General features: G+C 67.5%; 24 protein-coding genes and 2 tRNA genes. 17 read left to right on the top strand and 9 right to left on the bottom strand.

What is annotated here, in order from left to right; genetic code table 11:
• Positions 1–44 precede the first annotated feature (44 nt).
• The 3 genes from NOCYR_RS06660 (at position 45) to NOCYR_RS28195 (ending at position 1,336) form a co-directional block, all read left to right on the top strand.
• Positions 45–320, top strand: coding sequence for a hypothetical protein (locus tag NOCYR_RS06660; RefSeq protein ID WP_048833062.1), 276 nt, complete (start codon positions 45–47; stop codon positions 318–320).
• Positions 307–771, top strand: a complete 465-nt coding sequence (locus NOCYR_RS06665; RefSeq protein WP_014349590.1) for a DUF5130 domain-containing protein — start codon at positions 307–309, stop codon at positions 769–771. The genes NOCYR_RS06660 and NOCYR_RS06665 overlap by 14 nt, the downstream gene beginning before the upstream one ends.
• 148 nt (positions 772–919) lie before the next feature.
• Positions 920–1,336 carry a helix-turn-helix domain-containing protein gene (locus NOCYR_RS28195; protein WP_014349591.1) on the top strand — a complete coding sequence of 139 codons (417 nt, stop codon included), beginning with the start codon at positions 920–922 and terminating at the stop codon, positions 1,334–1,336.
• Between the two features lie 138 nt (positions 1,337–1,474).
• Here the strand turns inward: NOCYR_RS28195 and NOCYR_RS06675 are convergent, their stop codons facing one another.
• The 3 genes from NOCYR_RS06675 to pepN all read right to left on the bottom strand — a co-directional run bounded on the left by NOCYR_RS06675 (position 1,475) and on the right by pepN (position 5,392).
• Positions 1,475–2,062, bottom strand: a complete 588-nt coding sequence (locus NOCYR_RS06675) for a ClpP family protease (RefSeq protein WP_014349592.1) — start codon at positions 2,060–2,062, stop codon at positions 1,475–1,477.
• Positions 2,059–2,661 (bottom strand): ClpP family protease, encoded by a 603-nt coding sequence (locus tag NOCYR_RS06680; protein ID WP_014349593.1) that lies wholly within the window; start codon positions 2,659–2,661, stop codon positions 2,059–2,061. Before NOCYR_RS06680 ends, NOCYR_RS06675 begins: the two co-directional genes overlap by 4 nt.
• A gap of 145 nt (positions 2,662–2,806) precedes the next feature.
• Positions 2,807–5,392 carry an aminopeptidase N gene (pepN, locus tag NOCYR_RS06685; protein ID WP_014349594.1) on the bottom strand — a complete coding sequence of 862 codons (2,586 nt, stop codon included), beginning with the start codon at positions 5,390–5,392 and terminating at the stop codon, positions 2,807–2,809.
• 124 nt (positions 5,393–5,516) lie between these two features.
• Between pepN and NOCYR_RS06690 the strand changes: the two genes are divergently transcribed.
• Positions 5,517–6,353: a phosphoribosylaminoimidazolesuccinocarboxamide synthase gene (locus tag NOCYR_RS06690; RefSeq protein WP_014349595.1), complete on the top strand. Its 837-nt coding sequence runs from the start codon at positions 5,517–5,519 to the stop codon at positions 6,351–6,353.
• Positions 6,354–6,496: 143 nt separating this feature from the next.
• Here NOCYR_RS06690 and NOCYR_RS06695 read toward each other — a convergent pair whose 3' ends face one another.
• From NOCYR_RS06695 to NOCYR_RS06705, 3 genes are all read right to left on the bottom strand, one after another.
• On the bottom strand, positions 6,497–7,771 hold the full coding sequence (locus NOCYR_RS06695) for an RNA polymerase sigma factor (RefSeq protein WP_014349596.1): 1,275 nt from the start codon (positions 7,769–7,771) through the stop codon (positions 6,497–6,499).
• The gene (locus tag NOCYR_RS06700; RefSeq protein WP_014349597.1) at positions 7,768–8,169 is read right to left on the bottom strand and encodes a YciI family protein; all 402 of its coding nucleotides are present in this window, start codon (positions 8,167–8,169) and stop codon (positions 7,768–7,770) included. Before NOCYR_RS06700 ends, NOCYR_RS06695 begins: the two co-directional genes overlap by 4 nt.
• 112 nt (positions 8,170–8,281) lie before the next feature.
• Positions 8,282–9,502 carry an NAD(P)/FAD-dependent oxidoreductase gene (locus NOCYR_RS06705; protein ID WP_014349598.1) on the bottom strand — a complete coding sequence of 407 codons (1,221 nt, stop codon included), beginning with the start codon at positions 9,500–9,502 and terminating at the stop codon, positions 8,282–8,284.
• Positions 9,503–9,667: 165 nt separating this feature from the next.
• Between NOCYR_RS06705 and NOCYR_RS06710 the strand changes: the two genes are divergently transcribed.
• Complete coding sequence (locus NOCYR_RS06710; RefSeq protein WP_014349599.1) at positions 9,668–10,321, top strand: DsbA family protein; 654 nt, start codon at positions 9,668–9,670, stop codon at positions 10,319–10,321.
• On the opposite strand, the gene NOCYR_RS06715 is transcribed toward NOCYR_RS06710, so the two are convergent.
• On the bottom strand, positions 10,322–11,470 hold the full coding sequence (locus NOCYR_RS06715; protein ID WP_014349600.1) for a M48 family metallopeptidase: 1,149 nt from the start codon (positions 11,468–11,470) through the stop codon (positions 10,322–10,324).
• Between the two features lie 180 nt (positions 11,471–11,650).
• On the opposite strand from NOCYR_RS06715, the gene NOCYR_RS06720 reads away from it, so the two are divergent.
• Together NOCYR_RS06720 and NOCYR_RS06725 are read left to right on the top strand one after the other, a co-directional pair.
• Positions 11,651–12,124: a ribose-5-phosphate isomerase gene (locus tag NOCYR_RS06720; protein WP_014349601.1), complete on the top strand. Its 474-nt coding sequence runs from the start codon at positions 11,651–11,653 to the stop codon at positions 12,122–12,124.
• An 18-nt stretch (positions 12,125–12,142) separates the two neighbouring features.
• Positions 12,143–12,940 (top strand): Fpg/Nei family DNA glycosylase, encoded by a 798-nt coding sequence (locus tag NOCYR_RS06725; protein WP_014349602.1) that lies wholly within the window; start codon positions 12,143–12,145, stop codon positions 12,938–12,940.
• A gap of 87 nt (positions 12,941–13,027) precedes the next feature.
• Here NOCYR_RS06725 and NOCYR_RS06730 read toward each other — a convergent pair whose 3' ends face one another.
• Positions 13,028–13,984: a GGDEF domain-containing protein gene (locus NOCYR_RS06730; protein ID WP_048833964.1), complete on the bottom strand. Its 957-nt coding sequence runs from the start codon at positions 13,982–13,984 to the stop codon at positions 13,028–13,030.
• A 405-nt stretch (positions 13,985–14,389) separates the two neighbouring features.
• On the opposite strand from NOCYR_RS06730, the gene NOCYR_RS06735 reads away from it, so the two are divergent.
• Together NOCYR_RS06735 and NOCYR_RS06740 are read left to right on the top strand one after the other, a co-directional pair.
• A tRNA-Gly gene (locus NOCYR_RS06735) sits at positions 14,390–14,460 on the top strand.
• 32 nt (positions 14,461–14,492) lie between these two features.
• A tRNA-Pro gene (locus tag NOCYR_RS06740) sits at positions 14,493–14,569 on the top strand.
• A 52-nt stretch (positions 14,570–14,621) separates the two neighbouring features.
• On the opposite strand, the gene NOCYR_RS30710 is transcribed toward NOCYR_RS06740, so the two are convergent.
• Positions 14,622–15,338 (bottom strand): MerR family transcriptional regulator, encoded by a 717-nt coding sequence (locus tag NOCYR_RS30710; RefSeq protein ID WP_014349604.1) that lies wholly within the window; start codon positions 15,336–15,338, stop codon positions 14,622–14,624.
• 275 nt (positions 15,339–15,613) lie between these two features.
• Here NOCYR_RS30710 and NOCYR_RS27875 point away from each other — a divergent pair, with 275 nt between their 5' ends.
• The 8 genes from NOCYR_RS27875 to NOCYR_RS06785 all read left to right on the top strand — a co-directional run bounded on the left by NOCYR_RS27875 (position 15,614) and on the right by NOCYR_RS06785 (position 25,238).
• A complete protein-coding gene (locus NOCYR_RS27875) occupies positions 15,614–16,066 on the top strand; it encodes a hypothetical protein (RefSeq protein ID WP_052315490.1) in 453 nt (150 codons plus the stop codon).
• Positions 16,067–16,116: 50 nt separating this feature from the next.
• Positions 16,117–17,010, top strand: a complete 894-nt coding sequence (locus NOCYR_RS06755; protein ID WP_014349606.1) for an ROK family protein — start codon at positions 16,117–16,119, stop codon at positions 17,008–17,010.
• A gap of 295 nt (positions 17,011–17,305) precedes the next feature.
• On the top strand, positions 17,306–18,430 hold the full coding sequence (locus NOCYR_RS06760; protein WP_048833966.1) for a GAF domain-containing protein: 1,125 nt from the start codon (positions 17,306–17,308) through the stop codon (positions 18,428–18,430).
• Between the two features lie 66 nt (positions 18,431–18,496).
• Positions 18,497–19,495 (top strand): conjugal transfer protein, encoded by a 999-nt coding sequence (locus tag NOCYR_RS06765; RefSeq protein ID WP_231856034.1) that lies wholly within the window; start codon positions 18,497–18,499, stop codon positions 19,493–19,495.
• Positions 19,496–19,514: 19 nt separating this feature from the next.
• Positions 19,515–19,775, top strand: a complete 261-nt coding sequence (locus tag NOCYR_RS06770; protein ID WP_014349609.1) for a hypothetical protein — start codon at positions 19,515–19,517, stop codon at positions 19,773–19,775.
• Complete coding sequence (locus NOCYR_RS06775; protein WP_014349610.1) at positions 19,775–20,281, top strand: hypothetical protein; 507 nt, start codon at positions 19,775–19,777, stop codon at positions 20,279–20,281. Before NOCYR_RS06770 ends, NOCYR_RS06775 begins: the two co-directional genes overlap by 1 nt.
• Before the next feature lie 62 nt (positions 20,282–20,343).
• The gene (locus tag NOCYR_RS06780) at positions 20,344–22,806 is read left to right on the top strand and encodes an ATP-binding protein (RefSeq protein WP_014349611.1); all 2,463 of its coding nucleotides are present in this window, start codon (positions 20,344–20,346) and stop codon (positions 22,804–22,806) included.
• The gene (locus NOCYR_RS06785) at positions 22,803–25,238 is read left to right on the top strand and encodes a hypothetical protein (protein WP_148280550.1); all 2,436 of its coding nucleotides are present in this window, start codon (positions 22,803–22,805) and stop codon (positions 25,236–25,238) included. Before NOCYR_RS06780 ends, NOCYR_RS06785 begins: the two co-directional genes overlap by 4 nt.
• Positions 25,239–25,258 lie beyond the last annotated feature (20 nt).

A 25,258-nucleotide genomic window follows, 5' to 3' on the forward strand; every position in this document is an offset into this window, starting at 1 on the left:
TACCGATCGATGAACTACTACAGAGCATCGTCTACCTTTGAGCTGTGAGCATTCTCGAGACAGTGCTGATCTTCGTCGGCATCCCGCTGGTGATCTACGGCGTGATCGCCGGATTGTCGTTTCTCGGTAAGCCGCTGCCCGGCGAGAAGCCGGTCCACTACGACCTGAGCAAGAAGTGGACCTCCGAGCCGGTGCTGTGGAGTGCGACCGACGAGGTGACCGTGTACGGGCACCACATTGCTGAATCGCATGGTCACCATGCGGCTATCGAAACCGCGGACGCGGAGCTGATCGGAGGCAGGGCAAGTGGCAGGTTCTAAGTGGCCCGCGGTGGTCGAATCCGAACTACCGCACGGATACGCCCTGATGAGCAGTGGACGGGTGTCCGGCGTGCACGAGGCCGGTGACGTCTTCAAGGAAGCTCCCTTCAGCAATGAAGAGCGCCTGATCATGGACAACGTGCTCACCGAGGCGACTCGCGCCACCAAGGTGCGGTTCAACGTCTTCATCGGCGATCTGGGTGCCGACCCGTCCGCCGGTGCCGACACCATCTTCCCGGCGACCCCGGAGGCGAACCGGTCGGTGCTCATCGCCGTCTCGCCCAACGACCGCGCCGTCGAGGTGCGTTCGGGCAAGGACGTCGCCGATCGCGCCAACGACCGCGTCTGCCAGCTCGGCGTCACCGCAGCCCTGAGCTCGATGCGTCAGGGGCAGCTCATCGACGGTCTGGTCTCGGCCGTGCGCGTGATGGCCGCCGCCATCGGCCGCTGAGCCGACACGTCCACGCACCCCCGCCGCACCCGGCGCCGCTGTCGACGCGGCGCGCCGGGATGCGGCGGGGGTGCGGGCTTTCTCCGGGAGTTGTCCGCCGAGAGCGTAATTCGGCGACCGAGCGCCGAGGCGGCGGTACGCTCCGGCTATGAGCGAGCATCCGAGGCTGCACTCGATTCCCGGTGGACGCGAGGACCGATCCGCGCCACCGCGCCCGGATGCCGAACCGCTGTGGCGCGAGGTGCTCGGCACCCGGCTGCGCGCGCTGCGGCAGGAGCAGCAGGAGACCCTCGCCGAGACCGCGGGGCGGGCCGGAGTCTCCCCGCAGTACCTGTCCGAGATCGAGCGCGGCCGCAAGGAACCCTCCAGCGAGATGATCGCCGCCCTGGCCGGCGCGCTCGGTACCTCCTTGGCCGAACTGGCCGGCGAGGTCGCGGAGACGTTGGGTCGCCGCCGTGCCCTGCGCCCAGTCGGGGGAGCGGGCCACACCCGGGCCGGAAACGAAACCGCCACCCCGAGCGCCGGGGCCGCCACGACGGGCGGGATCGTGTTGCTCGCTGCCTGAGCTCGCGGGGTCGCTCGCCGCTCGACCGCGCCCATTCGCAGCCTGACGTGCGGCCCCGCGCCTCGGTCGTGCTCGCGGCTGGACCACGCCCGGTCGCGGGCCGACTCGCGCTCCGGGCCGTCGCGCCCGGCTACTCGCTCATCGGGCGTTCAGTACCTGATCCACCAGCCCGTAATCCACCGCAGCCGCGGCCGTGAACACTCGGTCGCGGTCGGTGTCGCGGCGCAGGGTCTCGGCGGGCCGGCCGGTGTGCTGGGACAGGATGGATTCGATCTCGGCGCGCATCCGGACCAGCTCGTCGGCTTGCAGGATCAGATCGGGAATGGCGCCTTGACCGCGGGCGGCGGGCTGGTGTAGCACCACTCGGGCGTGCGGCAGCATCGAACGCCGGCCCGATTCGCCGGCGGCCAGCAGGACGGCGCCGACGGCGATGGCCTGGCCGACGCAGGTGGTCGCGACGGGGGCCTTGATGAACCGCATGGTGTCGTACACCGCGAGCATCGCGGGCAGCTCGCCACCCTCGCAGTTGATGTAGAGGTTGATCTCCTGTTCCGGGTTCTCCGACTCGAGGTGCAGCAGTTGCGCGATCAGCGCGTTGGCTACCCCCGAATCGATCGGCGTGCCCAGATAGACGATGCGTTCGGCCAGCAGATGCGAGTAGACGTCCATGATCCGCTCGCCACCGGGCTGGCGGGCGATCACATTGGGAATGGTGTAGGAGGTCATGAGATTCCGATCTTCTGGCGCTGCGGAACCACCTGGCCGAACGAGTCGACGATGTGGTCGATGAAGCCGTACTCCTTGGCCTGGGCGGCGGTGAACCAGCGGTCGTGCAGCGAATCCTCGTAGATCCGCTCGTAGGGCCGGCCGGTGTCGGCGGCGATGAGCCCGAGCACGGTCTCCACGGTGTGGCGCAGATCGTCGGCCTGCACCTCGACCTCCACGGCGCTGCCACCGATTCCGGCCGAACCCTGATGCATCAGGATCCGCGCGTGCGGGAGCGCGAAACGCCGTCCAGGATCACCGGCTGAGAGCAGGAACTGCCCGGCGCTGCACGCCAATCCGAGCGCGAGGGTGGAGATCTCGCAGGGGACCAGCCGCATCACGTCGCGAATGGCGAGCATCGCGGGTACCGAGCCGCCGGGGGAGTGGATCCACAGCGAGATCCCGGCGTCGGGATCCTCTGCCGCCAGGGTGAGCATCTGCGTCATCAGCAGCGTGCCGTTGTCGTCGTCGAGGCCACCGTCGAGGACGAGGATGCGCCTGCCGAAAAGTTGTTCGCGGGCCCGCCAGCTGAACAGCGGAGCCTTGTCGTCGTGTGCCATGACTCCACCGTGCCCGCCACCGAGGCGAAAAATCTCGCCACGCTGCCCTGGGCAGATCTGCTCACAGCAGCGCGGCCAGGAAGACGCGAAACAGGCCCGGATCCAAGGGGATCCGGGCCTGTGCCGAGGCCGATGGGCCGGCGACCTACTGCGCGTCGAAGGCGCGGGCGCGCAGCGAGCGTTCGATGCCCGCCTTGCCCTCGCTCACCAGGCGCGCCAGCGCGGGCGGGCGGTCCTCGGAGAGGAACTTGTCGGCGCTGGCCACCGCGGCCTCGCTGATCTCCCAGGACGGGTAGAGCCCGATGACGACGGTCTGGGCGACCTCGCTGGAACGGCGCTCCCAGACGTCGGGGATCTCGGCGAAGTACCGCTCGACGAACGATGACAGCAGCTCACCCTGACCGGCGGGCGCGAACCCGTTGACGATCGAGCGCGCGGTGATGTTGGGCACCGAATCGTCGCCCATCACCGTGGACCAGGCCTGCTCCTTGACCTCGGCGATGGGCCGGGCGGTCGCGGCCGCGGCGGCCTGCCGCTTGCCTGCGGCGGTCTGGTCGTTGGCCAGTTCGGCGTCGATGGTCGGGGTGTCCACGCCGTCGGCGTCGATCTCGCCGGCGGCCGCGAGCGCCGTCACGATGCGCCAGCGCAGATCGGTGTCGACAACCAGGCCGGGCAGGCCCACCGTGGCCGGGTCGGCGTCGAGCAACTCGCGCAGCACCTCGGTGTGCCAGGCCGACAGCTTCGCGCCGGTCAGCGCGTTGACGAAGGCGAGCTGATGATCCGAACCCGGCTCGGCCTCGCGGGCCAGTTCCAGCAGGCGGTTGGCGAAGCCGGGCCAGCCGGTCTCGGCCGCCCAAGCCGGGTCGGCGTAGCTGCTGAGCGTGGTGTTGGCCTGCATGAGCAGCCGCTGCACCACGCCGATCTCCGATTCCGCGCCCACCCCGCGCTGCACCAGCGCCACGAAATCGCGGGCCCGCAGCTCGGCCTGCCGGGTCATCTCCCAGGCCGCCGACCAGGCCAGCGTGCGTGGCAGCGGTTCGGCGATATCGGCGATGCGGTTGATCAGCACGTCGAGCGAGTCGGCGTCCAGGCGGATCGAGCAGTAGGTCAGGTCGTCATCGTTGACCAGCACGAACTTGCCGCGCGGCACCCCGACCAGCTCCGGGACCTCGGTGCGCTCTGTGGCGTCGAGGTCGAGTTCGACGCGGTGGGTGCGGACGAGCTTGCCGTCGGCGTCGTCGTCGTAGACGCCCACCGCGAGGCGGTGCACCCGCTGTTCACCCGCGCCCGGAGCCGCGCCTTCCTGAATCACGGTGAAGGAGCTGAACTTTCCGTCGGCGTCGACCTCGAAGTCGGGCCGCAGGATATTGAGACCGGTGGTCTTGAGCCACTGCGCACCCCAGGTGGACAGATCACGGCCGGACGACTTCTCCAGCGCGGCGAGCAGATCATCGAAGGTGGCATTGCCGTAGGCGTGCTCGGCGAAGTAGTCGCGCAGACCGGCCAGGAACGGCTCCAGCCCCACATAGGCCACCAGCTGCTTGAGCACGCTCGCGCCCTTGGCGTAGGTGATGCCGTCGAAGTTGACCTCCACCGCGGCCAAGTCCGGGATATCGGCGGCGATGGGGTGGGTGGAGGGCAGCTGGTCCTGGCGGTAGGCCCAGGACTTCTCCACGTTCGCGAACGTGGTCCAGGCGCTGGTGTATTCGGTGGCCTCGGCCTGGCACAGCACCGAGGCGAAGGTGGCGAACGATTCGTTGAGCCACAGATCGTCCCACCACTTCATGGTGACCAGATCGCCGAACCACATATGCGCCATCTCGTGCAGCACGGTCTCGGCGCGACGCTCATAGGAGGCGCGGGTGACCTTGGACCGGAAGACGTAATCCTCCAGGAAGGTCACCGCGCCGGCGTTCTCCATCGCGCCCGCATTGAACTCCGGCACGAACAGCTGGTCGTACTTGCCGAAGGCGTAGGGCACGCCGAAGTTGCGGTGGTAGAAGCCGAAGCCCTGCTTGGTCTCGGTGAACAGCCGGTCGGCGTCCATGTACTCGGCCAGCGAGGCACGGCAGTAGATGCCCAGCGGAATGGTGCCGTGCTCGTCGGAGTATTCATCGGTCCACTGCGCGTACGGGCCCGCGATGAGCGCGACCAGGTAGGTGCTCATCTTCGGGGTGGTGGCGAAGAGGTGGTTGGCCGGGTCGGCGGCAATGATGGCGTCGACCGGCGCGCCGTTGGAGATCACCTTCCAGCCGCTCGGCGCCGTCACGCTCAGGGTGAAGGTCGCCTTGAGGTCGGGCTGGTCGAAGCAGGCGAACATGCGCTTGGCGTCGGCGGTCTCGAACTGCGAGTACAGGTAGACCGCGTCGTCGGCGGGGTCGACGAACCGGTGCAGGCCCTCGCCGGTGTGCGAGTACTCGCAATCGGCCTCGACCACGAGCTCATTGGTGGCGGCGAGATCGGTCAGCGTGATGCCGGTGGACTCGTCATAGCCGGAGACGTCGATCGGCTTGCCGTTCAGCACCGCCGAGCGCACTCCGCGCGCCACGATGTCGATGAAGGTGGACGCGCCGGGCGTCGCAGTGAAGGCGACCGTGCTGCGGGAGAAGAAGGTCTGCTCGCCCGGGTTGCCCGACCCGTCGGTCAGATCGAGTTCGATGCGGTAGTTGTCGACCGAGACGGTCGCGGCGCGCTCGATCGCCTGTTCGCGGGTGAGGTTCGGTGCGGACATCGGACTCCTTCATGGTCGAAGAACAGATACGGGCACGGCGTTTCCCACAATGCCACGTCGGTAAGGTTGCCCGCGCGGGAGTAATTCCGCATCGACAACCATCGACCACGATCGGAGCGACGTCGTGAAGCATGTGCACGCCGGGAAGGTGCGCGACCTGTACGAGGACGGCGACACCCTGCTGCTCGTCGCCTCCGACCGGGTGTCGGTCTACGACGTGGTGCTGCCGACGCCGATCCCGGACAAGGGCTCCCTGCTGACCCAGCTGTCGAACTGGTGGTTCGAATTCTTCGCCGACGTGCCCAATCACGTGCTGTCCACCACCGATGTGCCTGCCGAGTTCGGTGCGCGCGCGATCCGGGTGAAGCCGCTGCGGATGGTCCAGGTGGAATGCATCGCCCGCGGTTACCTCACCGGATCCGGTCTGAAGGAGTACCAGCAGAGCGGCACCGTCTCCGGAATCGCGCTGCCGCCGGGGCTGCGGGACGGCGACCGGCTGCCCGAACCGATCTTCACCCCGTCCACCAAGGCCGCCGAGGGCCACGATATGGCGATCTCCTTCGCCGACGTGGTCGACCAGGAAGGCCGCGAGGTGGCCGAGCGGCTGCGGGATCTCACCCTGGACATCTACTCGCGTGGCGCCGCGCATGCCGCCGAACGTGGGGTGATCGTGGCCGACACCAAGCTCGAGTTCGGCTGGGACGGCGACACCCTGACCCTGGGTGATGAGGTCCTCACCTCCGACTCCTCCCGCTTCTGGCCCGCCGACGAATGGGAACCCGGCCGCCCGCAGCGCTCCTTCGACAAGCAGTTCGTCCGCGACTGGTCCACCTCCACCGGCTGGGACAAGGAACCGCCCGGCCCGGAGATCCCCGCCGACATCGTCGAGGCCACCCGCAAGAAGTACAGGGAGGCCTACGAGCTCATCACCGGCAAGACCTGGGCGGGGTCGCCCGCCTGAGCGGAGCTTGCGTCATGGCCGGGAAGTTCGCGTCGACGTCATCGACAGCCGGAAACCTCAGCCGCGACGAGGCGCCCTCGGTAGCGGAGCCTCGGAACCTGTTTCCAGGCGTCGCTGTTGCCGGGCGGGGTAGAACTCGCGCGTCATGAGTCCCGCGGCGCTGTCGGTGCGGGATGTTCTGCACCGGCTTCCCGCGCCGTACGGGAACGCAGGCGCGCGGCCCGGATCATCAGGTAGTCGCGCTCGGCAGTATTCGTCGTGCGCTGCGCGGCCGCGGTGTAGTGGCTGATCGCGGCGTCGATATCGCCCGCCATCTCATGCAGGTGCCCGCGCACGGCGGCGAGCCGGTGGCTGTCGGCGAGCGCGTCGGCGACGGTGCCGGTGACCGCGAGGCCCACGGCCGGCCCGTCCACCATGGCGGTGGCCACCGCGCGATTCAACGTCACCATGGGATTGGGCGCGATGCGTTCGAGCAGCCGATACAGCGCCAGCACCCGCTCCCAGTCGGTGGTCTCGGTGGTGGCGGCCTGCGCGTGCAGCGCCGCGATCGCCGCCTGGATCTGAAAGGGCCCGGTCAGGTCGTGGTCCAGGGTCGCCGTGGTCAGGCGGATGCCCTCGGTGATCGCGGCGCGGTCCCAGCGGCGGCGATCCTGTTCGGGTAGCGGAATCAGTTCGCCATGTGGGCCGGTTCTGGCATCGCGGCGGGCGTCGGTCAGCAGCATGAGGGCGAGCAGGCCGCCCACCTCTGGATCGCCGGGCAGGATCCGGTGCACCGCGCGGGTCAGCCGGATCGCCTCAGCGGACAGGTCCGCGCGCCGCAGCCGGTCACCGCTCATCGCGGTGTGGCCCTCGGTGAAAATCAGGTACAGCACATGCAGCACCGCGTCGAGGCGTTCGCGCCATTCGACGTCGCCGGGGGTGGCGAACGGGCGGTCCAAGGCGGCCAGCCGCTTCTTGGCGCGGGTGATCCGCTGCGCCATGGTCGCCTCCGGCAGCAGGAACGCTCGCGCGATCTCCGCGGTGCTGAGCCCGCCGACGGCGCGCAACGTCAGGGCGATCGCGGACGCCGGCGGCAGCACCGGATGACAGCACAGGAACAACAGCATCAGCGAGTCGTCCTGGGCCGCAACCGCATCGGTCGGTTCGGGTTCGCGCAGGGCGACGACGGTTTCTCGATTGCGGCGGGCGACCTCGGCACGCACGGCGTCGGCCATCCGCCGCTGCGCCACCTGGATCAGCCAGCCGCGCGGATTATCCGGCGTGCCCTCGGCCGGCCACTGAGTGACGGCGGCCAGCAAGGCCTCCTGTAAGGCGTCCTCGGCCGTGCTGAAATCGCCGAACCGGCGCACCAGCGCGGCGAGGACCTGGGGCGCGAGCTCACGCAGCAGGTCCTCGGTCGCGCGGTCGTCGGCGATCACGAATCGGCGGACGGTGCGCTCATCACCGGGCGCACCTCGATGTACTCCCCGATGGGGGCGCCGCCGGGGCCCGGCGCGGCCGAGGCCTCCGCGGCGATCTCGAGCGCGCGTTCCGGGCTGTCCACGTCGACGATCCAATACCCGGCCAGGAACTCCTTGGTCTCCGGGAACGGGCCATCGGTGACGACCGGCGCGGTGCGGCCGTCGGAGCTGACGATCCGGGCTTGGTCGGGCCCGGCCAGCCCCTGGGCGCTGACGAGCTCGCCAGCCGCGGCCAGCTTCTCGCTCAGCGCCCGCTGGAAATCGATATGTGCCTGGATGTCCTCCGGTGCCCACTCGGTGATCGGGGTATCGCAGTGGGCGGCGGGTCCGTAGGTCTTGATCAGGATGTACTTCATCTCGGGCTCCTCGTTCTCAGTGCGTCCGGCGACGCTCTCGTGATCAGGTCGGAGCCCGGCCGGGCGATTCGACACAGTTCCGCACGCAGATATGTGGTGTGCATCACAACAATCAGATGGGGATCGAGGTGTCGGCCAGCCGGTCGGCATCCACCGGTTCGCCCGCCAGGATCAATTGCTTGATGCGATCGGTGACATCCCAGACGTTGACGTTCATCCCGGCGAGGACCCGGTTGTCCGCATCCAGCCAGAACGCGACGAACTCGCGGGCGGCCAGATCCCCGCGCACCACCACCCGCTCGTACTCGCCCGGCGCGACGTAGCCCGTGTACTCCATGCCGAGGTCGTATTGATCGGTGAAGAAGTACGGCAGCCGGTCGTAGACCGCGTCCTTGCCGAGCATGGTCGCCGCCGCGACCGCAGGCTGATTCAGTGCGTTGGCCCAGTGCTCCACCCGGATCCGGCGGCCGAGCAGCGGATGTTCCTGTTCGGCGATATCGCCCACCGCGACGATATCGGGATCGCTGGTGGCCAGGCTCGCGTCCACCAGCACGCCGTTGTTGACGGCGAGACCGGCGTCGGCCGCGAGTTCGATATTCGGCCGGGCGCCCACCGCGATCAGCACCGCGTCCGCCTCGACGACGCTCCCGTCGCCCAGTCGCACACCCGTGGCCATCCCGTCCCGGGTGACGATCTCGGCGACCTGCGCACCGAAACGCAGGTCCACCCCGTGCGCGCGATGCAGGTCGGCGAACACCCCACCCATCTCCGGTCCGAGCGCATTGAGCAGGGGCCCCTCGGCGGCCTCGACGATCGTCACCTCGACGTCGGCCTCGCGCGCGGCGGCGGCCACCTCGAGCCCGATCCAGCCCGCGCCGATGATGGCCAGCCGCCGGGCACTGCGCAACAGTTCGATCAGCGTGTTCGAATCGTCGACGGTGCGCAGGGTGTACACCTTCTCCGCGTCCGCCCCGGGGATGGGCAGCGTGCGGGGCGTGGCGCCGGTGGCCAGGGCCAGCTTGTCGTAGGGGAGGGTGGAACCGTCGGGCAGCGCGATCGTCTTGGCGGCCCGGTCGATCGCGGTGACGGCGGTGCCGAGGCGTAGGTCCACATGATGGTCGCGGTACCACGGCTTGTCCTCGACGGTGAACTCGTCGAAGGCCTTCTTACCCGCCAGGTACTCCTTCGACAGCGGCGGCCGCTCGTAGGGCAGCTGCTCCTCGTCGGTCAGCAGGGTGATGGCCCCGTCGAAGTCGTTGTCGCGCAAAGCTTGTGCGACCTTGGCGCCGGCGAGACCGCCACCGACGACGACGAAATGCTGGGCAGAGGTCATAGTGGACTCCTAATCGCCAGGCGAATCGAGCTCCTCGACGCTCAGCTTAGGTGCGCACGCCACGCCGATTCGGTGAATGCGGGAACGAATCGGGCCGGGCGATGGTTTGTCGATAAGACAGCGGCCACGCCGCTGCGTCCGAGTCTGCGATCGAGAGGAATCGACGTGAGCAATACCGCCGGAGACGCCAAGGGCAAAGATGTCGCCGACTTCTGGTTCGACCCGCTGTGTCCCTGGTGCTGGATCACCTCACGGTGGATCCTCGAGGTCGAGAAGGTGCGCGATATCGAGGCGCGCTTCCACGTCATGAGCCTGGCCGTGCTGAACGAGGGCCGCGACCTGCCGCCGCAATACCAGGAACTCATGGACAACGGCTGGGGCCCGGTCCGGGTGGCTATCGCCGCCGCGCGGGAACACGGCGACAAGGTGCTGGCCCCGCTCTACACCGCCATGGGCACCCGGATCCACGATCGCAGGGCCGAATACGAGCGCGAGACCACCGCCGAGACCCTCGCGGCCGTCATCGCCGACGCACTCGCCGAGACCGGCCTGCCCGCCGAGCTGGCCGAGGCCGCGACCAGCACCGACTACGACGCGGAGCTGCGCGAAAGCCATCACGCCGGTATGGACAAGGTCGGCAAGGACGTCGGCACCCCCACCATCCACGTCAACGGTGTGGCCTTCTTCGGCCCAGTGCTCTCGCGCATCCCGCGCGGTGAGGACGCCGGCAAGGTCTGGGACGGTGTCGTCGCTCTGGCGTCATACCCGCACTTCTTCGAACTCAAGCGCACCCGCACCGAGGACCCGGTCTTCGACTGATCAGGCGACCGGCTTCGGCGGCAGGCTCGGCACCTCGCCGTACGGGCCGTATGGATGCTGACCCGGCGGGAACTGCGGGGGAGCGCTCGGGCGCCAGAACAGGCGGCCGTGCCTGCTGCGATCGCGCAGCGCCCACATCCGCCAGGTCAGCACCGGGTGCGTGGACAGCGCGTTGACGATCCAGACGAAGAAGCCCTTCTCCTGAGCGGCGCGGTCGGCCATCTCGTCGAAGCCGACCATGGTGTTCATGTATTTGCCCGCGGCGAGGGTGCCCATCGCGGCGCGGGCGCCCTCGTGCCGGTTGCAGAAGCCGTGGTTGTCGGCGGTGTATTCCTGCGAGCGGATCAGCGAGCTGCCGATGATCGGCAGGAACGGCACCAGGAACATGCCGAGTTGGCGCCAGTACGAGGTGTGCCCGGCCGCGATATGCCCGACCTCGTGGCCGATGATGAACGCCAGCGCGTCCGGTTCGCGGGCCGCGCCGCCGATTTCGAACAGGTCGCTGTAGACCACCACGAACCGCCGGAATCCGTGCCCGGAGGCGAAGGCGTTGATCTGGCCGTTGCCCAGCACCACATAGGCATCCGGCGCCTTGGCCATGCCGAAACGCGCCGCCGCCTCCTGCACCATCCGGTAACCCTCCGGGAACTGGCTCGGCGACATCTTCACGCCATTGACCCGCTGGGTCGCGTAGTTCACGCCGCGGCCGAACCAGATCAGGATCGGCGCGAAGACCAGCGCCAGGATGTATTCGTTCACATTGCCGAACACCAGCAGCAGCGCCGCGAACAGATACGCCAGCGCGGTCAGCGCCACCACCACGATGAGCAGCGGGATCTCCCACAGATGCCGAGCGGGCATGCCGAACGGTGACAGCCCGCGCGGTTGCCGGGCCGGTGGCACCGCGGGCGGCACCGGCGCCGACCCATACGCCGGATACCCGCCGGTGGGGTAGCCGGGGTAGGGCAGCCCCGGATACGGCGCCGACGGATACGCCGACGGCGAGGTGGACGGCGGTGGCTGCGGAACGTCGCTCGACTCGGAACCGGACGACGACCCCTGCGGCGCGTTCTTGCGCAACAACTCTGGCTGCCCCCCGGACTGATCGGCCTGCGGACGCTGCGGCGGCTGAGGATCGATCGGTTGCATGGTCGCCCACTCTATTCAGTCCGGCACCGCCGAGTCGGGCCGCCGAGGGCGGTCCGGGCCCGAGTGTGGCAACCGCCACACTCCGCCCAGAAGCAGCTCTGTGGAAGCGGGCAGTGGCCTCGCACCGCCCCGGTCAGCACCCTCGACGGAGACCCGTCGCGCCGCGGATAGGATTCCCCCATGCGCGTATACCTTGGTGCCGACCATGCCGGTTTCGAACTGAAGAATCACGTCAAGGCCCATCTGGAGCAGGCGGGCCACGAGGTCGTCGACTGCGGCGCCCTCGAATACGACGCGCTCGACGATTACCCCGCCTTCTGCATCGAGGCCGCGCGCCGCACCGTCGCCGATCCGGGCAGCCTGGGGCTGGTCTTCGGCGGCAGCGGCAACGGCGAGCAGATCGCCGCCAACAAGGTCCCCGGCGCCCGCTGCGCACTGGCCTGGAGCGTCGAGACCGCCAAGCTGGCCCGCGAGCACAACAACGCCCAGCTCATCGGCATCGGCGGCCGCATGCATTCCACCGAGGAGGCGCTGGCCATCGTCGACGCGTTCATCAGCACCCCGTGGTCGGAGGAAGCGCGCCACCAGCGCCGCATCGACATCCTCGCCGAGTACGAGAAGACCGGCGTCGCGCCGGCGCTGCCCGGCCAGTAGGACCGGCTGTATTCGACCGTGCCGGAGGGTCATACGCTGCACCGCCTGGCGAGGCTGCATCAGCGGCGGCTGGCAGGCGGTGTGGTGCGGGTATCGAGCCCACAGGGCAAATTCGCCGACGGCGCCGCCCGGGTGGACCGGCAGGTCCTGGTGCGCTCCGAGGCGTGGGGCAAACATCTACTGCACCACTACGAATCCGGGCTGGTCGTGCACGTGCATCTCGGGTTGTACGGCAGCTTCACCGAATCGGCGATCCCGATGGGGGAGCCGGTCGGGCAGGTCCGGATGCGGCTGGCCGGTGCGGATTTCGGCACGGACCTGCGCGGGCCGACCGCCTGTGAGGTGTTGACGGCTCCCGAGGTCGGTGCGCTCGTCGACCGGCTCGGTCCCGATCCGCTGCGCCGCGGCGCCGATCCCGACCGTGCCTGGCGGCGGATTCATCGTTCCCGCAGGCCGATCGGGTCACTGCTGATGGACCAGCAGGTCATCGCCGGGGTCGGCAACGTCTACCGGGCCGAGGTCCTCTATCGCCACGGCATCGCACCGCAGCGACCGGGCACCGCCCTCGCACTCGACGAGTGGGAAGCGCTGTGGGCCGACCTGGTGCAGCTCATGCGGGTGGGCGTGCGCCGCGGCAAGATGCACGTGGTGCGGCCCGAACACGATCACGGCGAACCGTCCTATGCGCCGGACCGCCCGCGCACCTACGTCTATCGCCGCGCGGGCGCGCCCTGCCGGATCTGCGGTACCCCGGTAGCTCATTCGGTGCTGGAGGGGCGAAACCTCTTCTGGTGTCCGGCATGTCAGCCGAAATAACCGACGCGGAGCCTACCGACCGAGCCGGCTGCGGCCGCGCCGATTCACTCCGCGTGTCGCATGATTCGCGGGTGTCGTGTCGGCCTTTCAACCGGCGACGGCCGCCCCGATGCCCTCCTCGTCGGCGTCGGCGAGCGCGAAGCGGCGCCCGCCCGCGGTCTTGGCCGAGTACATCGCCCGGTCCGCCCGGCGCAGCAGATCGGTGAAATCGCAGGGACTGCCCGGCGGTGAATACGCCGTGCCCACGCTCGCCGACACCGGCACCGGACCCGCCGACGACCACACCGGATCACGCAGCGCGGCCACGATCCGATGGGCGAGATCGCCGAGGTTGTTGCGCGGCGGGTTGGTGGCCAGCACGAATTCGTCGCCGCCGTAGCGGCAGATGACGGTATCGGGCGGGCACACCTCACGCAGCCGGTTGGCCAGATCGACCAGCACCTCGTCGCCCACGGCATGGCCGTAGCCGTCGTTGATCTGCTTGAAGCGGTCCAGATCGATCAGCAGCAGCCCGATTCCGCGCGTCGGGTCCGCGGCCATCAACCGCACCCGATCTTGCAGCAGCGTGCGATTGGCTAGGTCGGTCAGCGCGTCGTGGGTGGCCTCGTGACGCAGCCGGTGCTGGAGCGCGGCGATCTCCTGCACCCGCACCGAGACCGCCGCCGAGATGTGCTGTTCCTGCTGGGCCAGCGCACGTTCCTGCAGCGCCTGGGCATAGCTGTCGATGGCCTGGCTGGCCACGAACGGCCACCGGGTCGCGGCCAGCGATCCGGGCGGGCCCGCCCGGAAACCGAGCAGCGTCCGAGTCGCCTGCGCCAGCATGCGAATTCGTTCCAACGGCGCCTCGGCCAGCCGCGCACCGAGGGATCGGGCTTCGAGCACTGGAAATGGTTCGGATCGGGCCAGTTCGAGCAAGCGCTCGATGATCTCGATCAGAACAGGTTCCAGCTGTTGTGGGGCCGCCTCGACACCGGGCTCGGCGCATACCGTGCGCGCCCAAGCTCGTGCGGTCGCGGCGACCGGCGGTCGCTGTTCAGCCGGCATGGCGCTCACCGGACACAGGTGACGACTCCGCGCGGGCTCCCCGATCCGAGCCCGACACCGGCGTCGCACCGGTCGTTCTCACTGCTACGCGGATGGTCCACCTCGTCGGGTGCACGCTCACCGCCCCCTTTCCAGATACCCCCGTCCGGCAAAAAGGATCCTAGCAAGCCGATCGGCCTCGAAAAACGCCGTTCTGCAACGAGTTCTCGGTGCTGAACGCTGGGCGATCGGGTATGTGATCGCTGTGCCCGCGAAAGTGTTACACAACAATTCGGGTTAGCTCGAAAATCGCCGGGAGACCGGCCGCGCGCTGGGGCGGGGGGCTGATTGGCGTTACCGGACGCGAGTTCGGTACAGTCGCTCATGCACACGACATCGTGGCGATCCCATCGATGTCGTATGCCTGCGGGTGTAGTTCAATGGTAGAACCTCAGCCTTCCAAGCTGATGGTGCGGGTTCGATTCCCGTCACCCGCTCACACGCAATATGCTCGCCCCTGGCGAGGCCTCGGGGTGTAGCGCAGCTTGGTAGCGCATCCGCTTTGGGAGCGGAGGGTCGCAGGTTCAAATCCTGTCACCCCGACCATCGAAAAAAAAGCCCCTGACCAGTGCGGCCAGGGGCTTTCTGCGGTCTGCGATCAGACGCCGTCGGTGGCCATCGGCGCGGGCAGCTCGGCATGCCGGGCGAAGGCCTGATCGATGAGTTCGGAGGCGGCCCTGGTGGCGATGAGGCGGGCGATGGCGAGGTCGGTCTCGAGCTTGGTGCGGTCCTTGGGGGTGCGGGCGGACTGCTCATAGCTCTGGCCGGCCAGCAGGTAGAAGACCTCCGAGGCGTACCGGTCGGCGATCCGGTCGCAATCGGCGCGCAGCCGCTCGACGAACTGGAAGGTCGCGTCCACCGCGAGGCCGGCGTCGCTGAGCCGGGTGGCCAGATCGCAGCAGCGCGGGTTGGTCACTCGGTAGGCGTCGAGCGGATCGTCGCTGGCGGCCAGCGCCTGCTTCACGTAATCCGGCAGCTCGGGTTGTGCCTCGCGTTCGGGCTGCTCCTCGGCCTGACGAGGAGTCGCCGACGGCTCAGCGGCCGGCTGATCGGCGACCCCGAGCACGTCGGCCAGGCCGTCGCCGCGATCCCAGGCATCGAGCAGTTCGCGGATGCCGTTGAGCTTCATGCCGCGCCCGAGTAGCCGGCTGATGGTCTGCAGCCGGTTCAAGTGGTCGGACCCGTAGTAGCCGATCCGTCCCCGTACATCGGGTGACGGCAAGAGCCCCCGTTCGTGGTACACGCGCACGCTGCGCACGGTGGTATCGGCTACCCGCGCCAGTTCGTCGATCGTGTACTCCGCCTCTGCTGCCATGCCTACTAGGAAACCACAATCGGGCCCGTAGAAAAACGGACCGTGCTGAAATGTGCCGTTACATGTCGGTACGGAAGGTAACTAGTTGGTCAATGTCCCGTTACCTGACGGCAGATTCGCTTGCTCGGAGACCAACCGTCGGTTAACGTGCGTTTGACCGGCTTTCGAGCTGGTTTCCGGAGACTGTCGAGCAGCTCCGATGACTCCCCAGCGCGCTCGCGCGACCACGGACACGCGTCGATCTCGGCGTGCCCTCGGCTTCCCCGGAGATTGCCATGACAACTGCTCGGACAGATCTGCTCGACCGCGAAGATCTCGCGGCCTCGCGGATCACCACCATTCCCGCCCGGACCACCACTCGACCGCCGTGTGCGGACACTCCCGACAACTGGGACCTGGACGCGGGCACGCCGGAAACCTGGCGCAGCGCGGTCAGTACCTGTAGTGGGTGTCCGGTGCTGGCGCAATGCCGGCAATTGGCGGAAATGCTCATCGCCCGTGGGGATTACCCGCGATCGATGATCTGGGCCGGAACCGCGTACGACGCGTCCGGACATGTGGTAGACGACTTGGACAAACACCGTGTCGCGGCGCTGGACAACAAGCGTCCGATGCGGATCATCCGAAATGGTCCACGTCCGAGCCGGATCGAATCGACGACCGGCGCCCCGCGTCGGCACCTGGTGCTCGGGCGTCCGCTCCGGCCCACCGGGACCGGCGCGCACTGATCGTCCGGCCTGGTTGTCACCGCCGGACATGTTGTAGGAGAACGTAGTTCATGACCTATGTGGCTTTGGAAATCGGCACGTCCAGGTTCGCGGCCACCCGCGTGGACCCGGACGAGGGACTGATGGAGATCCATGAGATCCCGGTGCCGGAACGCGCCGCATGGGACCGGTGCGCTGAACTACTCGCCGAGGTCGTCGCCGGTGGCGACGTCGTCGGTGTCGGCATCGCCTCCACCGGGCCGATCGATATGGCCGCGGGTGTCGTTGCGCCGAGCGATGTCTCGGACTGGCAGTCGGGGTTCGGCATCCTCGGCGCGGTGGAGGAGTTGTTTCCCGGGTCGTCGGTTCAGCTCGCTCTGGACGGGGTATGCCTGGCGCTGGCCGAACGGTACCTCGGTGGCACCGCCGAGGTACCGGACGCGTTGTCGATCTCGGTCTCCGACCGGATTGCCGGCGGTGTCCAGCTGGGCGGGTTGACCGTCGTCGGACGTACCGGTAACGGCGGGCACATCGGCCACGTCCTCGTGAGCGGTTTCGATGATGCCTGCGACTGTGGTGGCCGGGGCTGCCTGGAGGCGGTAGCCGGCGGGAAATCGGCTGTGCGCTGGGCGCGCGCGCAGGGCTGGAGCGGCGATGCGACCACACAGCTGGTCGCCGATGCCGCCGCAGGTCAGGAGGTCGCGGTGGCGGCGCTCGGTCGCGCCGGAACCGCGCTGGGCCAGGCGATTTCCTCGGTGGCGGCGCTGCTCGACATCGATCTGGTGGTGTTGAGCGGTAGCCTCGCCGAACCCGGCTCGGCGCTGTGGAAGCCCATGAACGCCGCGGTCGCCACCCATGCCCGGCTCAGTTTCCTGCCCGGCTTGCGGGTGGTGGCCTCGGAGCTGGGGGAGAACGCGATTTTGTGCGGGGCCGGTGTCCTCGCGCTGTCCGCGGCGCAGGGCTGAACAAGCGCGCGTACTACCGTCACGTGACACGGAATTCCCGTGGCATGCTTCGCTGTTGACACCGCCATGGCGGGTCGTCGATCTAGCGATTCCATCGAAGCGAATCACTCGTTTGGCAACGCTCACGCCCAGTTGTGCGGCACACTGAGTGAACAGGCTTGCGAATAGCCATTGAACGGCCCGCTATATAACGGTACATTGTGCAGTGTGACAATGGTGCATTCGGTAAGTCCATCCGAGGTGCGCACGTGGTACTGGCGAGTCGGATGAGGGAAGTAGCGCAGTGATCCCGTGGGTGACGGTCGAAACATTGGCGCCGGACGTTCAGACGGTGGCATCGGTGGGGAACGAAGCGCGGGGGTTCGCCGGGTGGCGACGCGTGTTGCAGCGCATCTTGTCGAAAACGCCTGCGCTCTATGACAGTTTGTCCACCCGCGGCATCGGTGAGGCGATCGACGCGGCGCAGAAGCTGGCCGAGGACGTCGACCTGACGATCCCGACGTCGTCCGGACCGCACCGGCTGCTCATCCGGCCGGTCTTCGGGCCGGCGCGCCAGGTGCACGCCCTGCGGATCTGGCTCGGCCCGGGTTCGGAGAAGGTGCCGGAACTGCGCCCGGCAGTCGGCGTCAGCTGGGATCTGGACGCGCAGATGATCTGTCAGCCCAACGGCATCTCCGGGCTGCCGGGAATGGTGGCCGAAGAGTACGTCCCCCGGATGTCGCTGGCCGAGGTGTTCCACCGGCTGACCGGCTTCGACCGGCATGCCGAAGTGCTCTCGCTGCTCTACGGGCCGCAGGCCGGCGACAAACTTCAGTTCGAGGCCGCGGTCCGGACCGGATCGGGCGCCCCGGCGAAACTCCTGATCACCATTCGCGCCAGGGTCGATGCCCGAGTTCGCGGCGCGTGGTTGTTGATCGAGGACATCACCTCCGAGACCACGACGGTGAGCGCGCCGACACTCGAGCACGTCGGTCTGCGCGAGGCGCACCGGCGGGCCGGTACGCATCTGGCCGTCATCCAGATCTCGCACGCCAGCATCGCGCACTGGCTCACCGACCCCGCGCCGTGGATCCGGTGGGACTACCTGTTCCGGCCGGTCGATGTGTTCCATCCCGACGACCGCGCCCGGTTGCCGATGGTCGCCGACCGGCTGCTGGCCGGCGAATCGGCCGGGTTGACTGTGCGCACCCTCGATTACGGCGGCGACTACCAGTCGACCTCGCTGCTGCTGCACCCGTATCCCGGTATCCGGCACCGCGATCTGGCCATCGGCCAGCTGGTGCGCGCCGCCGGTGAGCGGCCGATGCTCGACGATTCCCGCTACGGCCTGCCCATGCAGCGGGTGCGCACGCCCATCGGCTACGACCATCAGCTACGGCACTGGCTGGCGGGTCGGCAGAATCACAGCCCCGCCTTCTGATCGCACTCCCCATGATTGGGAATGGTGCCGGAGTCGGAATCGGCAATGCTCTCTACGATTTCGACTGTGCGCACAGTGGCCGGTAGCTCGGTGGATTCCGGGGAAGCATTGCTTCGCCGGATGGCCGCGCGACGCCGCCGCGACAACGCGGTGATCGCCGTGCTCGCCGTACTCGCGGTGCTCGGCGGCGGCCACGCGATCTTCAGTTTCCTGTTCAGCAAACCTGTTCCGGACACCAGCGGTCAGGAAGCGGTGACCATCGTGGGACGGGCGCAGCTCGCCGGCACCTTCGCCCAGGAATTCGTGGTCACCTATCTGAGTTCGAACGACAGCCAGAAGGAGCGGCTGGCCGAGTTCGTCGCCGATAGTTCGCGTATGCGGCTACCGAAAACCGGGCGCCAAGTGACGGATTCGGCGGTCGTGTTCGTCCGGCGGACCGATGTGCAGGGCAGTCTCGATATCTGGACCGTCACGGTATCGGTGCGCCTCGGCGGTTCCGGGAACACCGCGGGGGCCAGGCACTTCTATCGGGTCGCGGTCTCCCTGACCGAGGGCAGACTGCGGGCGCTCGGATTGCCGGCCGCCGTCACCCCGCCGGGACTCGGGCTCGATCTGGCCACCACCTACAAGACCACCTGCCCGGCCGACGCGCCGGTATCCACGGTGGCCTCCGGTTTCCTCGCGGCGTTCCTCACCGGTTCGGGCGATATCACCCGCTATATCGCGCAGGGTTCGGGCATCACCGCGCTCGCGCCGCCGCCCTACACCAAGGCCGACGTCGTCTCGGTCAACGCCGACGATTCGAGTTGCGGGAAAAGCGGTTCGAAGATCCGGGTGCTCGCTTCGGTCACGCCGTCGGCCGCGGGCGCCGAGGCGGCCGCTCTGGAATACCCGCTGACCATGATCAACAACGGCGGTCAATGGCAGGTCCAGACGATGGACCAGGTGCCCGCTTTCGTAGAACCCTTTGCCGTGATCGCCGAAGGCTCCAAGGACCAGGCGGCCGGCCCCACCACGTCAGCGCCGCCGTCCACGGCGGCCATCCCACCAGCGACGCACAAGTGATCGGCGAAATGAGTGCACAATGGGTAGCAATCTGACCGGCGTTCTGCTGGTAATCCTCCAGTTCGTCCGCGCCGCCGGACTCATCCTGATCGCCATCATCGGCATCGGCACCCTCATCAGCGAGGGCGCCAAATCCAAACTGTCCCCGGCGAAGGTCCTGACGGTAGCGGGCTCGGCCATCCTGGCCGGCGTCCTGATCTGGCTCCTGCCGACCCTGATCAACCACGCCCGCTGGGAAGTCAACACCGTCGTCCCCGACTCCCCGGTGGGCGCGTACTGATGGCTCAGGTCATCAAGGTTTTCACGCCGATCAAACGCGTCCCCGTAGTGGTCGGCAAGGCCCAGAACGGCCAGAAACTCCCGTTCGGGCCCTACACATTGCCGCAGGTGGGCGCCGGAGTCGTGGTGATGGCGGTGACCGGAACGTTCGCGATGAGCCTGCCGGTGAACCCGGCGGTGACGTTCTTCGCCGGCACGGCTGTGGCGATCCTCGCGGTGTTCCTGTTCGGCCTGATCCCCTATACCGGCGTCCGGCTGACGTCACGGGCGCTGTGGTTCGCCCGGCTGATCTTCATCCGGAAGCCGGTGTCGGCATCGGGGATGCCGGTGACGGAGGAGTCGTCGCGGAATACGGTGTTCGTTTCGGAGACGGTGGTGGTGGTGTTTCCTGATCGATCCACAGGGGAGAGGCGTCCCCAGCCGGCCCTGCCGGCAGGTGGCTGGCTGCGCGAACTCGTGGACGGCAACCAGACGATGATCTCGGGCAACGGTGCAGGGGTGGCGTGATGGGGCTGGGGCAGGATCTACAGCCGACCGCAGCGATCCGAGGGAACCTACAGTTCACGACGATGGGCCTGGTCACGGCGACGTATTTCATCAGCCCATTGGGGTACGGACTTCGCAAGGCCAGCGACAAGCACGACGTCAAGCTTGCCCACCACGCATTGATCAACAACCTGCCCGACGGCTCGCTGCTGCTCGGGATCCAGGCGCAACTCAATACCCGTGATGTGTTGAGCAAAATGGTGGAGGGTGTGGACCTCGACGAATGCGAGGACTACGCCATCGAATCGGTTGCCGCCTACGAACGCATCCGGGCGATCCGGCCGCGCACCCGCATACACATGCTCTCCATTCCCGTGGGCACTGTCGGTACCCCGATGTCGGCGCTGTCACGCATGTGGAGCAGTGGCGCCTCGGTGGATCCATCGGCGATTTCGCGCGCCGATATGGATTCCTACGACGCCACAGCAGCCGACATCCTGTCGCGCATCGGCGATGACTTCGACCCTGTTCCGGTCCCGGCCGCGTTGTTCCAATGGCTGTGGGAGCACTACCTCGCGCGCGGGGCGCTGAGCGAACCGGTGGCGCCGACCAGGATCGGAGCACTCGAAGACGCGACCGCCGCGGTGTTCCGCTCGGCAGCACTGGACGAGGGCGCACAAGCCGACAGCGGTCGCCGGCTGCGGCCTTCGTTCAGCCCGGTGATCAAGGTCGTACAACCCGATGAAGCGGATTGGCCGTCGTATCAGACGATATTGACACCGCTGTCATTCCCCTACGGGGGGATGACATTTCCCGGGGGCAGCGAGTTCCTCAACCTGTTGGAAGGAATCGACGAAGTCACCGTCGACTGGGCCATCCGGGTCTCGACTCGGCCCGCCGACCAGGTGCTGAAGAGCAACGAGTTGAATTTGCGCCGCCTCGGCGAACAGATGGACCAGCGCGACCAAGAGGTCTCGTTCGCGCAGAACACGCTGATGGCCAAGGCGCAGCTGCTCAGCGAATACAACAACCATTTCGAGGTCAACGGCGGAGAATCGGAGGTCTCGTTCACCACGGTGATCGCGGTGGGTAGCAACTCGCGGGACACCACGCTCAACGCCGTCAACCAGATCAAACGACGGTACAAGCGTTTCCAGGTCGACTTGACCGCGCCGGTCGGCGCTCAGGTCGATCTCTGGTCGATGATGATCCCGGGTAGTCCGGCGCGGCGGGCCTACGACGACTTCGCCCATATCGTCCCGTCGGACATGTGGGCCGGCTTCGTACCGTTCACCACCAATCAGATCGGTGACGACAGTGGGCCGGTCATCGGCGTGAACCTGCTGTCGGGCAACTTCGAGCCGATCCATTTCGGGATCATGGAAGCGGCGCTGCACGACCTTTCCGCATCGTTCGCGGTCACCGGCGAATTGGGTTCGGGCAAGTCGTATTTCCTGAAGCTCATGGCCGTGCTGGTGCACGATATGGGCGGGCAGTTCCTGGCCCTGGACCGCAGCCAGGTCGGGGAATGGGAGTACTTCGCCTCCACCATCGACGACGCGGTGATCGTCGACCTGACCAGCCCGACGGTGTCGCTGGACCCGCTGCGCCTGTTCGAGCCTTCGGTGGCGGGGGAGCGGACGCTGGACTCGATTCTGCCGCTGCTGGACCTGTCGCCGACCAGTGGCGCCGGCGCCGCGGTCAGTAGCCTGCTCACGCCGAAAGGCATTGTCGAACACAACATCCGCAGTCTGCTCGATTTGTTCATGGTCGCTCGACGACTCCGCGACGATCCCGGCCTGGGTGAGGAGTACGCCGATCTGGCGGCGCGGCTGGGCACGATCGTCGACCGCGTGCCGGTCCTGTTCGACCCCGACCTCCCGCCGCTGCGCCTGGACGCTGCGGCGACGGTCGTGCGCAGTCACAAGCTCGCCCTGCCCACCGCGGAGGAGCTCACCACCCCGCACCTGTACAACCGATTGCCCCTGACCAAGCGTCTGGGCACAGCCCTCTACGAACTCGTCGGCGTTGCCGCCCGTGAGGCGTTCCTCTCCGACAACGGCCGCTTCGGCCTACTGGTCGGCGACGAAGCCCATCACTTCACCCAAACCCAGGTCGGCGCGGCAGTGACCTCGGACTTCAGCCGAGACGGACGTAAACACCTGGCGGCTATCGGGCTCGCTTCGCACGATCCGGCAACCGACTTCCAAGGTGCGGCACACAATCTCATCCCGAACCGCTTCGTATTCCGGCAGCGCGATGAAACCCTGGCTCGCAACAGCCTGGAATGGGTAGGGGTGGATCTGAACGAAGCGCCGTTCATGCTGCAGGTGCTGCGCGAGGAGACTTCGCCCCCGGTTGGCCAGGGCAGGCAGGTTCCCGAGGAACGGCGAGGCGAGATGTTCATGCGCGACGCCTTGAACCGGATCGGCCGTGGCAAGGTCCTCGGGCCCGCGCGGCCCGACCGTGCGGCCGCGATTACCAGTACGCCGACGGTGGCGGCTTCCAAGCGGGTGGCGGCGCTGGAACGTCAGGCTGTCACATGATTGCCTGGGACCCCGCGACCTGCGATTTCGACCGCTGGCGTCCCCGAACCGCCGCGCGCCGTTTACGAAACTGGATTGGTGCCACGCGACGACGGCGATGGACGGTGTGGCTGGTCGGGTCGGCGTTCATTTTGTTCGTCTTTCCAGGCTTGGTCGGTGCCGTAGCCACGGCGGGAACCGGCAACCTGGCCGCGGGTTCATCGGCCAATACCGCGCTCAGCGCATTAGAAGTCAAGGATTCGTCGGGGGTCGATCTAGCCCAATACATGTTCGTGGTCAACGTGGGCAACAGCTTGTTCAATCCCGCCGACACCGCGTTGGCCCTTGTGATAGGCCTGATTTTCGCCGGCTGGCTCGTCGTGGTCGGTGCCGTGCTGTGGCTGGTCGGCTGGGTCCTGAGCTTCGTCTGGCTCGACCTGATCGGAAACGTCATCACAGGTGTCGCGAACAGCTTCACCAGCCAGATCGCGACGACGATCATGCTCGTCACGGCCGCGACCATCGGAGCGGTCATCGTCGGAGTGTTCCTGGCACGGGGGCTGCACGCCAAGGCCACTGCGCAGATCGTGACGATGATCGGCGTCGCCATGCTCGGACCCATCTTCCTCGCGAACCCACTCGCAGAGATCCTCTCGTCCCATGGCGTGCTGGTTCAGGGAAGGGACATCGGGCTATCGGTTGCCGCGGGGCTGCACGGCAGTACCGCAATCGATCCCGACCAGTTGGTCGCGACAATGCAGGCGGACACAGTCGACAATTTCGCCCGTAAGCCATTGCAAGTATGGAACTTCGGCCTTGTGGTCGATGAGTACACCGGTTGTAAGGAGGCATGGTCGGCGGGAATCCAGGCGCAGAGTGGCGACGCTGTTCGCGACAATCTCAAAGCGTGCGGACAGGCAGGCGAGTACGCGTACGCGGTCTCCTCGGAGCCGACGATCGGCCAGATCGGCGCGGGGATCCTCATCTTGCTGTCGGCGATCATCATGCTGTACTTCGCGGCGAGCTTGTCGATCCGCATCATCTGGGCAGCGTTGGACGCGATCTACCACGGGTTCATGATGATTTTCGGCCTTGCCGCGGGCGGTTTCATCTACGGTCCCACGCAAACCTTCATGGCCCGGAACGCGGCCGACAGCATCATCGCCGGCGCGCGTATGGCGGTCAACACCGTCTTCCTCAGCGTGTACCTGTTGATCCTGGGCAGAGTATTCGAGCAGGCCGGCGGTCAGGTGATCACGGTTCTGGTCGTCGGCGCCGTCATCCAGATCGTGGGTGTCGTACAGGCACGTCGCCTCAACGATAGTCTGACCCGCGGTAACGAATGGATCGCCGATCGGTTTTCCGCCGTCATGCAGGGTGGGCAAGCCCTCGGCGCGGGCGGGGGCGGTGGGGCCGGTGGTTCCGGGATGGGACTGGCCGGAGTCACCAACACGATGGGTACCGGCGCAGCTCTCCTGGCCGGTATGGGAGCGCTCTCGACGATCAACAACTCACCGGCGGCAGCCTGGCTGATCGGGCGCGTCAACCCGCTGAACCCGGCCGCGCGCCGGGCGGAACAAATGCGGAGGACCCAGATCGCCGGGTGGACCCAGGCGCACATGGCCGAGGCGTACCCGGCCAGCTTCCTCAACCGCGTGCAGTTCGCCGAGGCCGCCAGCGAGGGTCTCGCCCGCCATCAGGCCGAGCGCTTGCGTGGCTGGAACACCACGGCCAACACGAGGACACCAGACCACGTTCACATCCCGAGCGGTATCGACACACCACGCGGCGCCGCGATCGCCGTCCAGTGGGCCGCGGGCGCCGGTGCCGCCAGCGAGGGTGATCTGCTCGCGGCGCTCGCCATGGCGGGCTTCACCGATCGTCAGGTGATGAACAATGCTATCTGGGCGCATGTTTACGCGGAGAATCACACTGCTGATGAACCTGCCAAGGCCAAGCCGATGGCCCGTGTGGCAGCGTTGTCCCGGGTTTTCGAGAGCAACCCGACCGAGCACAATCTGTACGCATTGGAAATGGCTGCTGTGCAGCTTCGTACCGAGCGGAGCGGCGGTGTTGCCCTGACAAGTGCGCAGCGCGACCTCGCACGCGACTACATGGACAACCCCACCCTCGAAGGGATTCGGCGCCTGCAGCGACGCGCCGATGGGCTTGACCCGGTGACCGGGAACGTCGATCCCGGGAGCACCCGGGACGACCGAATCGCCGCTGAGCGAACGCTATCCTGGATCGAGAATGGTTATGCGATGAACATTCTGAATGCGGTCGACCAGCTCAATCAAACTCCGCTGGAGGATATTCAGGCCGGCGCCCGCGTCCGGTCCGCGCACCCTGCCGTTCGCGATCTTCGCCGGTGGGTGACCGATGCGCGGCGACTGGAGCGGCAGACGCATGGTGACGGCGCGACCGGTGCGGATATGGCGCCGCCACGGTAGGTTCCGCAACGGAAGGTAGT

It is taken from the genome of Nocardia cyriacigeorgica GUH-2 (genome assembly GCF_000284035.1).
Lineage (GTDB): Bacteria > Actinomycetota > Actinomycetes > Mycobacteriales > Mycobacteriaceae > Nocardia > Nocardia cyriacigeorgica_B.

Coding starts and splice junctions, on each gene's coding strand:
- NOCYR_RS06715 (WP_014349600.1), bottom strand. CDS start 11,470: ATGCAACCGATCGATCCTCAGCCGCCGCAGCGTCCGCAGGCCGATCAG.
- NOCYR_RS06680 (WP_014349593.1), bottom strand. CDS start 2,661: ATGGCACACGACGACAAGGCTCCGCTGTTCAGCTGGCGGGCCCGCGAA.
- NOCYR_RS06755 (WP_014349606.1), top strand. CDS start 16,117: ATGACCTATGTGGCTTTGGAAATCGGCACGTCCAGGTTCGCGGCCACC.
- NOCYR_RS06675 (WP_014349592.1), bottom strand. CDS start 2,062: ATGACCTCCTACACCATTCCCAATGTGATCGCCCGCCAGCCCGGTGGC.
- NOCYR_RS06780 (WP_014349611.1), top strand. CDS start 20,344: ATGGGCCTGGTCACGGCGACGTATTTCATCAGCCCATTGGGGTACGGA.
- NOCYR_RS06775 (WP_014349610.1), top strand. CDS start 19,775: ATGGCTCAGGTCATCAAGGTTTTCACGCCGATCAAACGCGTCCCCGTA.
- NOCYR_RS06720 (WP_014349601.1), top strand. CDS start 11,651: ATGCGCGTATACCTTGGTGCCGACCATGCCGGTTTCGAACTGAAGAAT.
- NOCYR_RS06730 (WP_048833964.1), bottom strand. CDS start 13,984: ATGCCGGCTGAACAGCGACCGCCGGTCGCCGCGACCGCACGAGCTTGG.
- NOCYR_RS06785 (WP_148280550.1), top strand. CDS start 22,803: ATGATTGCCTGGGACCCCGCGACCTGCGATTTCGACCGCTGGCGTCCC.
- NOCYR_RS27875 (WP_052315490.1), top strand. CDS start 15,614: ATGACAACTGCTCGGACAGATCTGCTCGACCGCGAAGATCTCGCGGCC.
- NOCYR_RS06700 (WP_014349597.1), bottom strand. CDS start 8,169: ATGAAGTACATCCTGATCAAGACCTACGGACCCGCCGCCCACTGCGAT.
- pepN (WP_014349594.1), bottom strand. CDS start 5,392: ATGTCCGCACCGAACCTCACCCGCGAACAGGCGATCGAGCGCGCCGCG.
- NOCYR_RS28195 (WP_014349591.1), top strand. CDS start 920: ATGAGCGAGCATCCGAGGCTGCACTCGATTCCCGGTGGACGCGAGGAC.
- NOCYR_RS30710 (WP_014349604.1), bottom strand. CDS start 15,338: ATGGCAGCAGAGGCGGAGTACACGATCGACGAACTGGCGCGGGTAGCC.
- NOCYR_RS06770 (WP_014349609.1), top strand. CDS start 19,515: ATGGGTAGCAATCTGACCGGCGTTCTGCTGGTAATCCTCCAGTTCGTC.
- NOCYR_RS06705 (WP_014349598.1), bottom strand. CDS start 9,502: ATGACCTCTGCCCAGCATTTCGTCGTCGTCGGTGGCGGTCTCGCCGGC.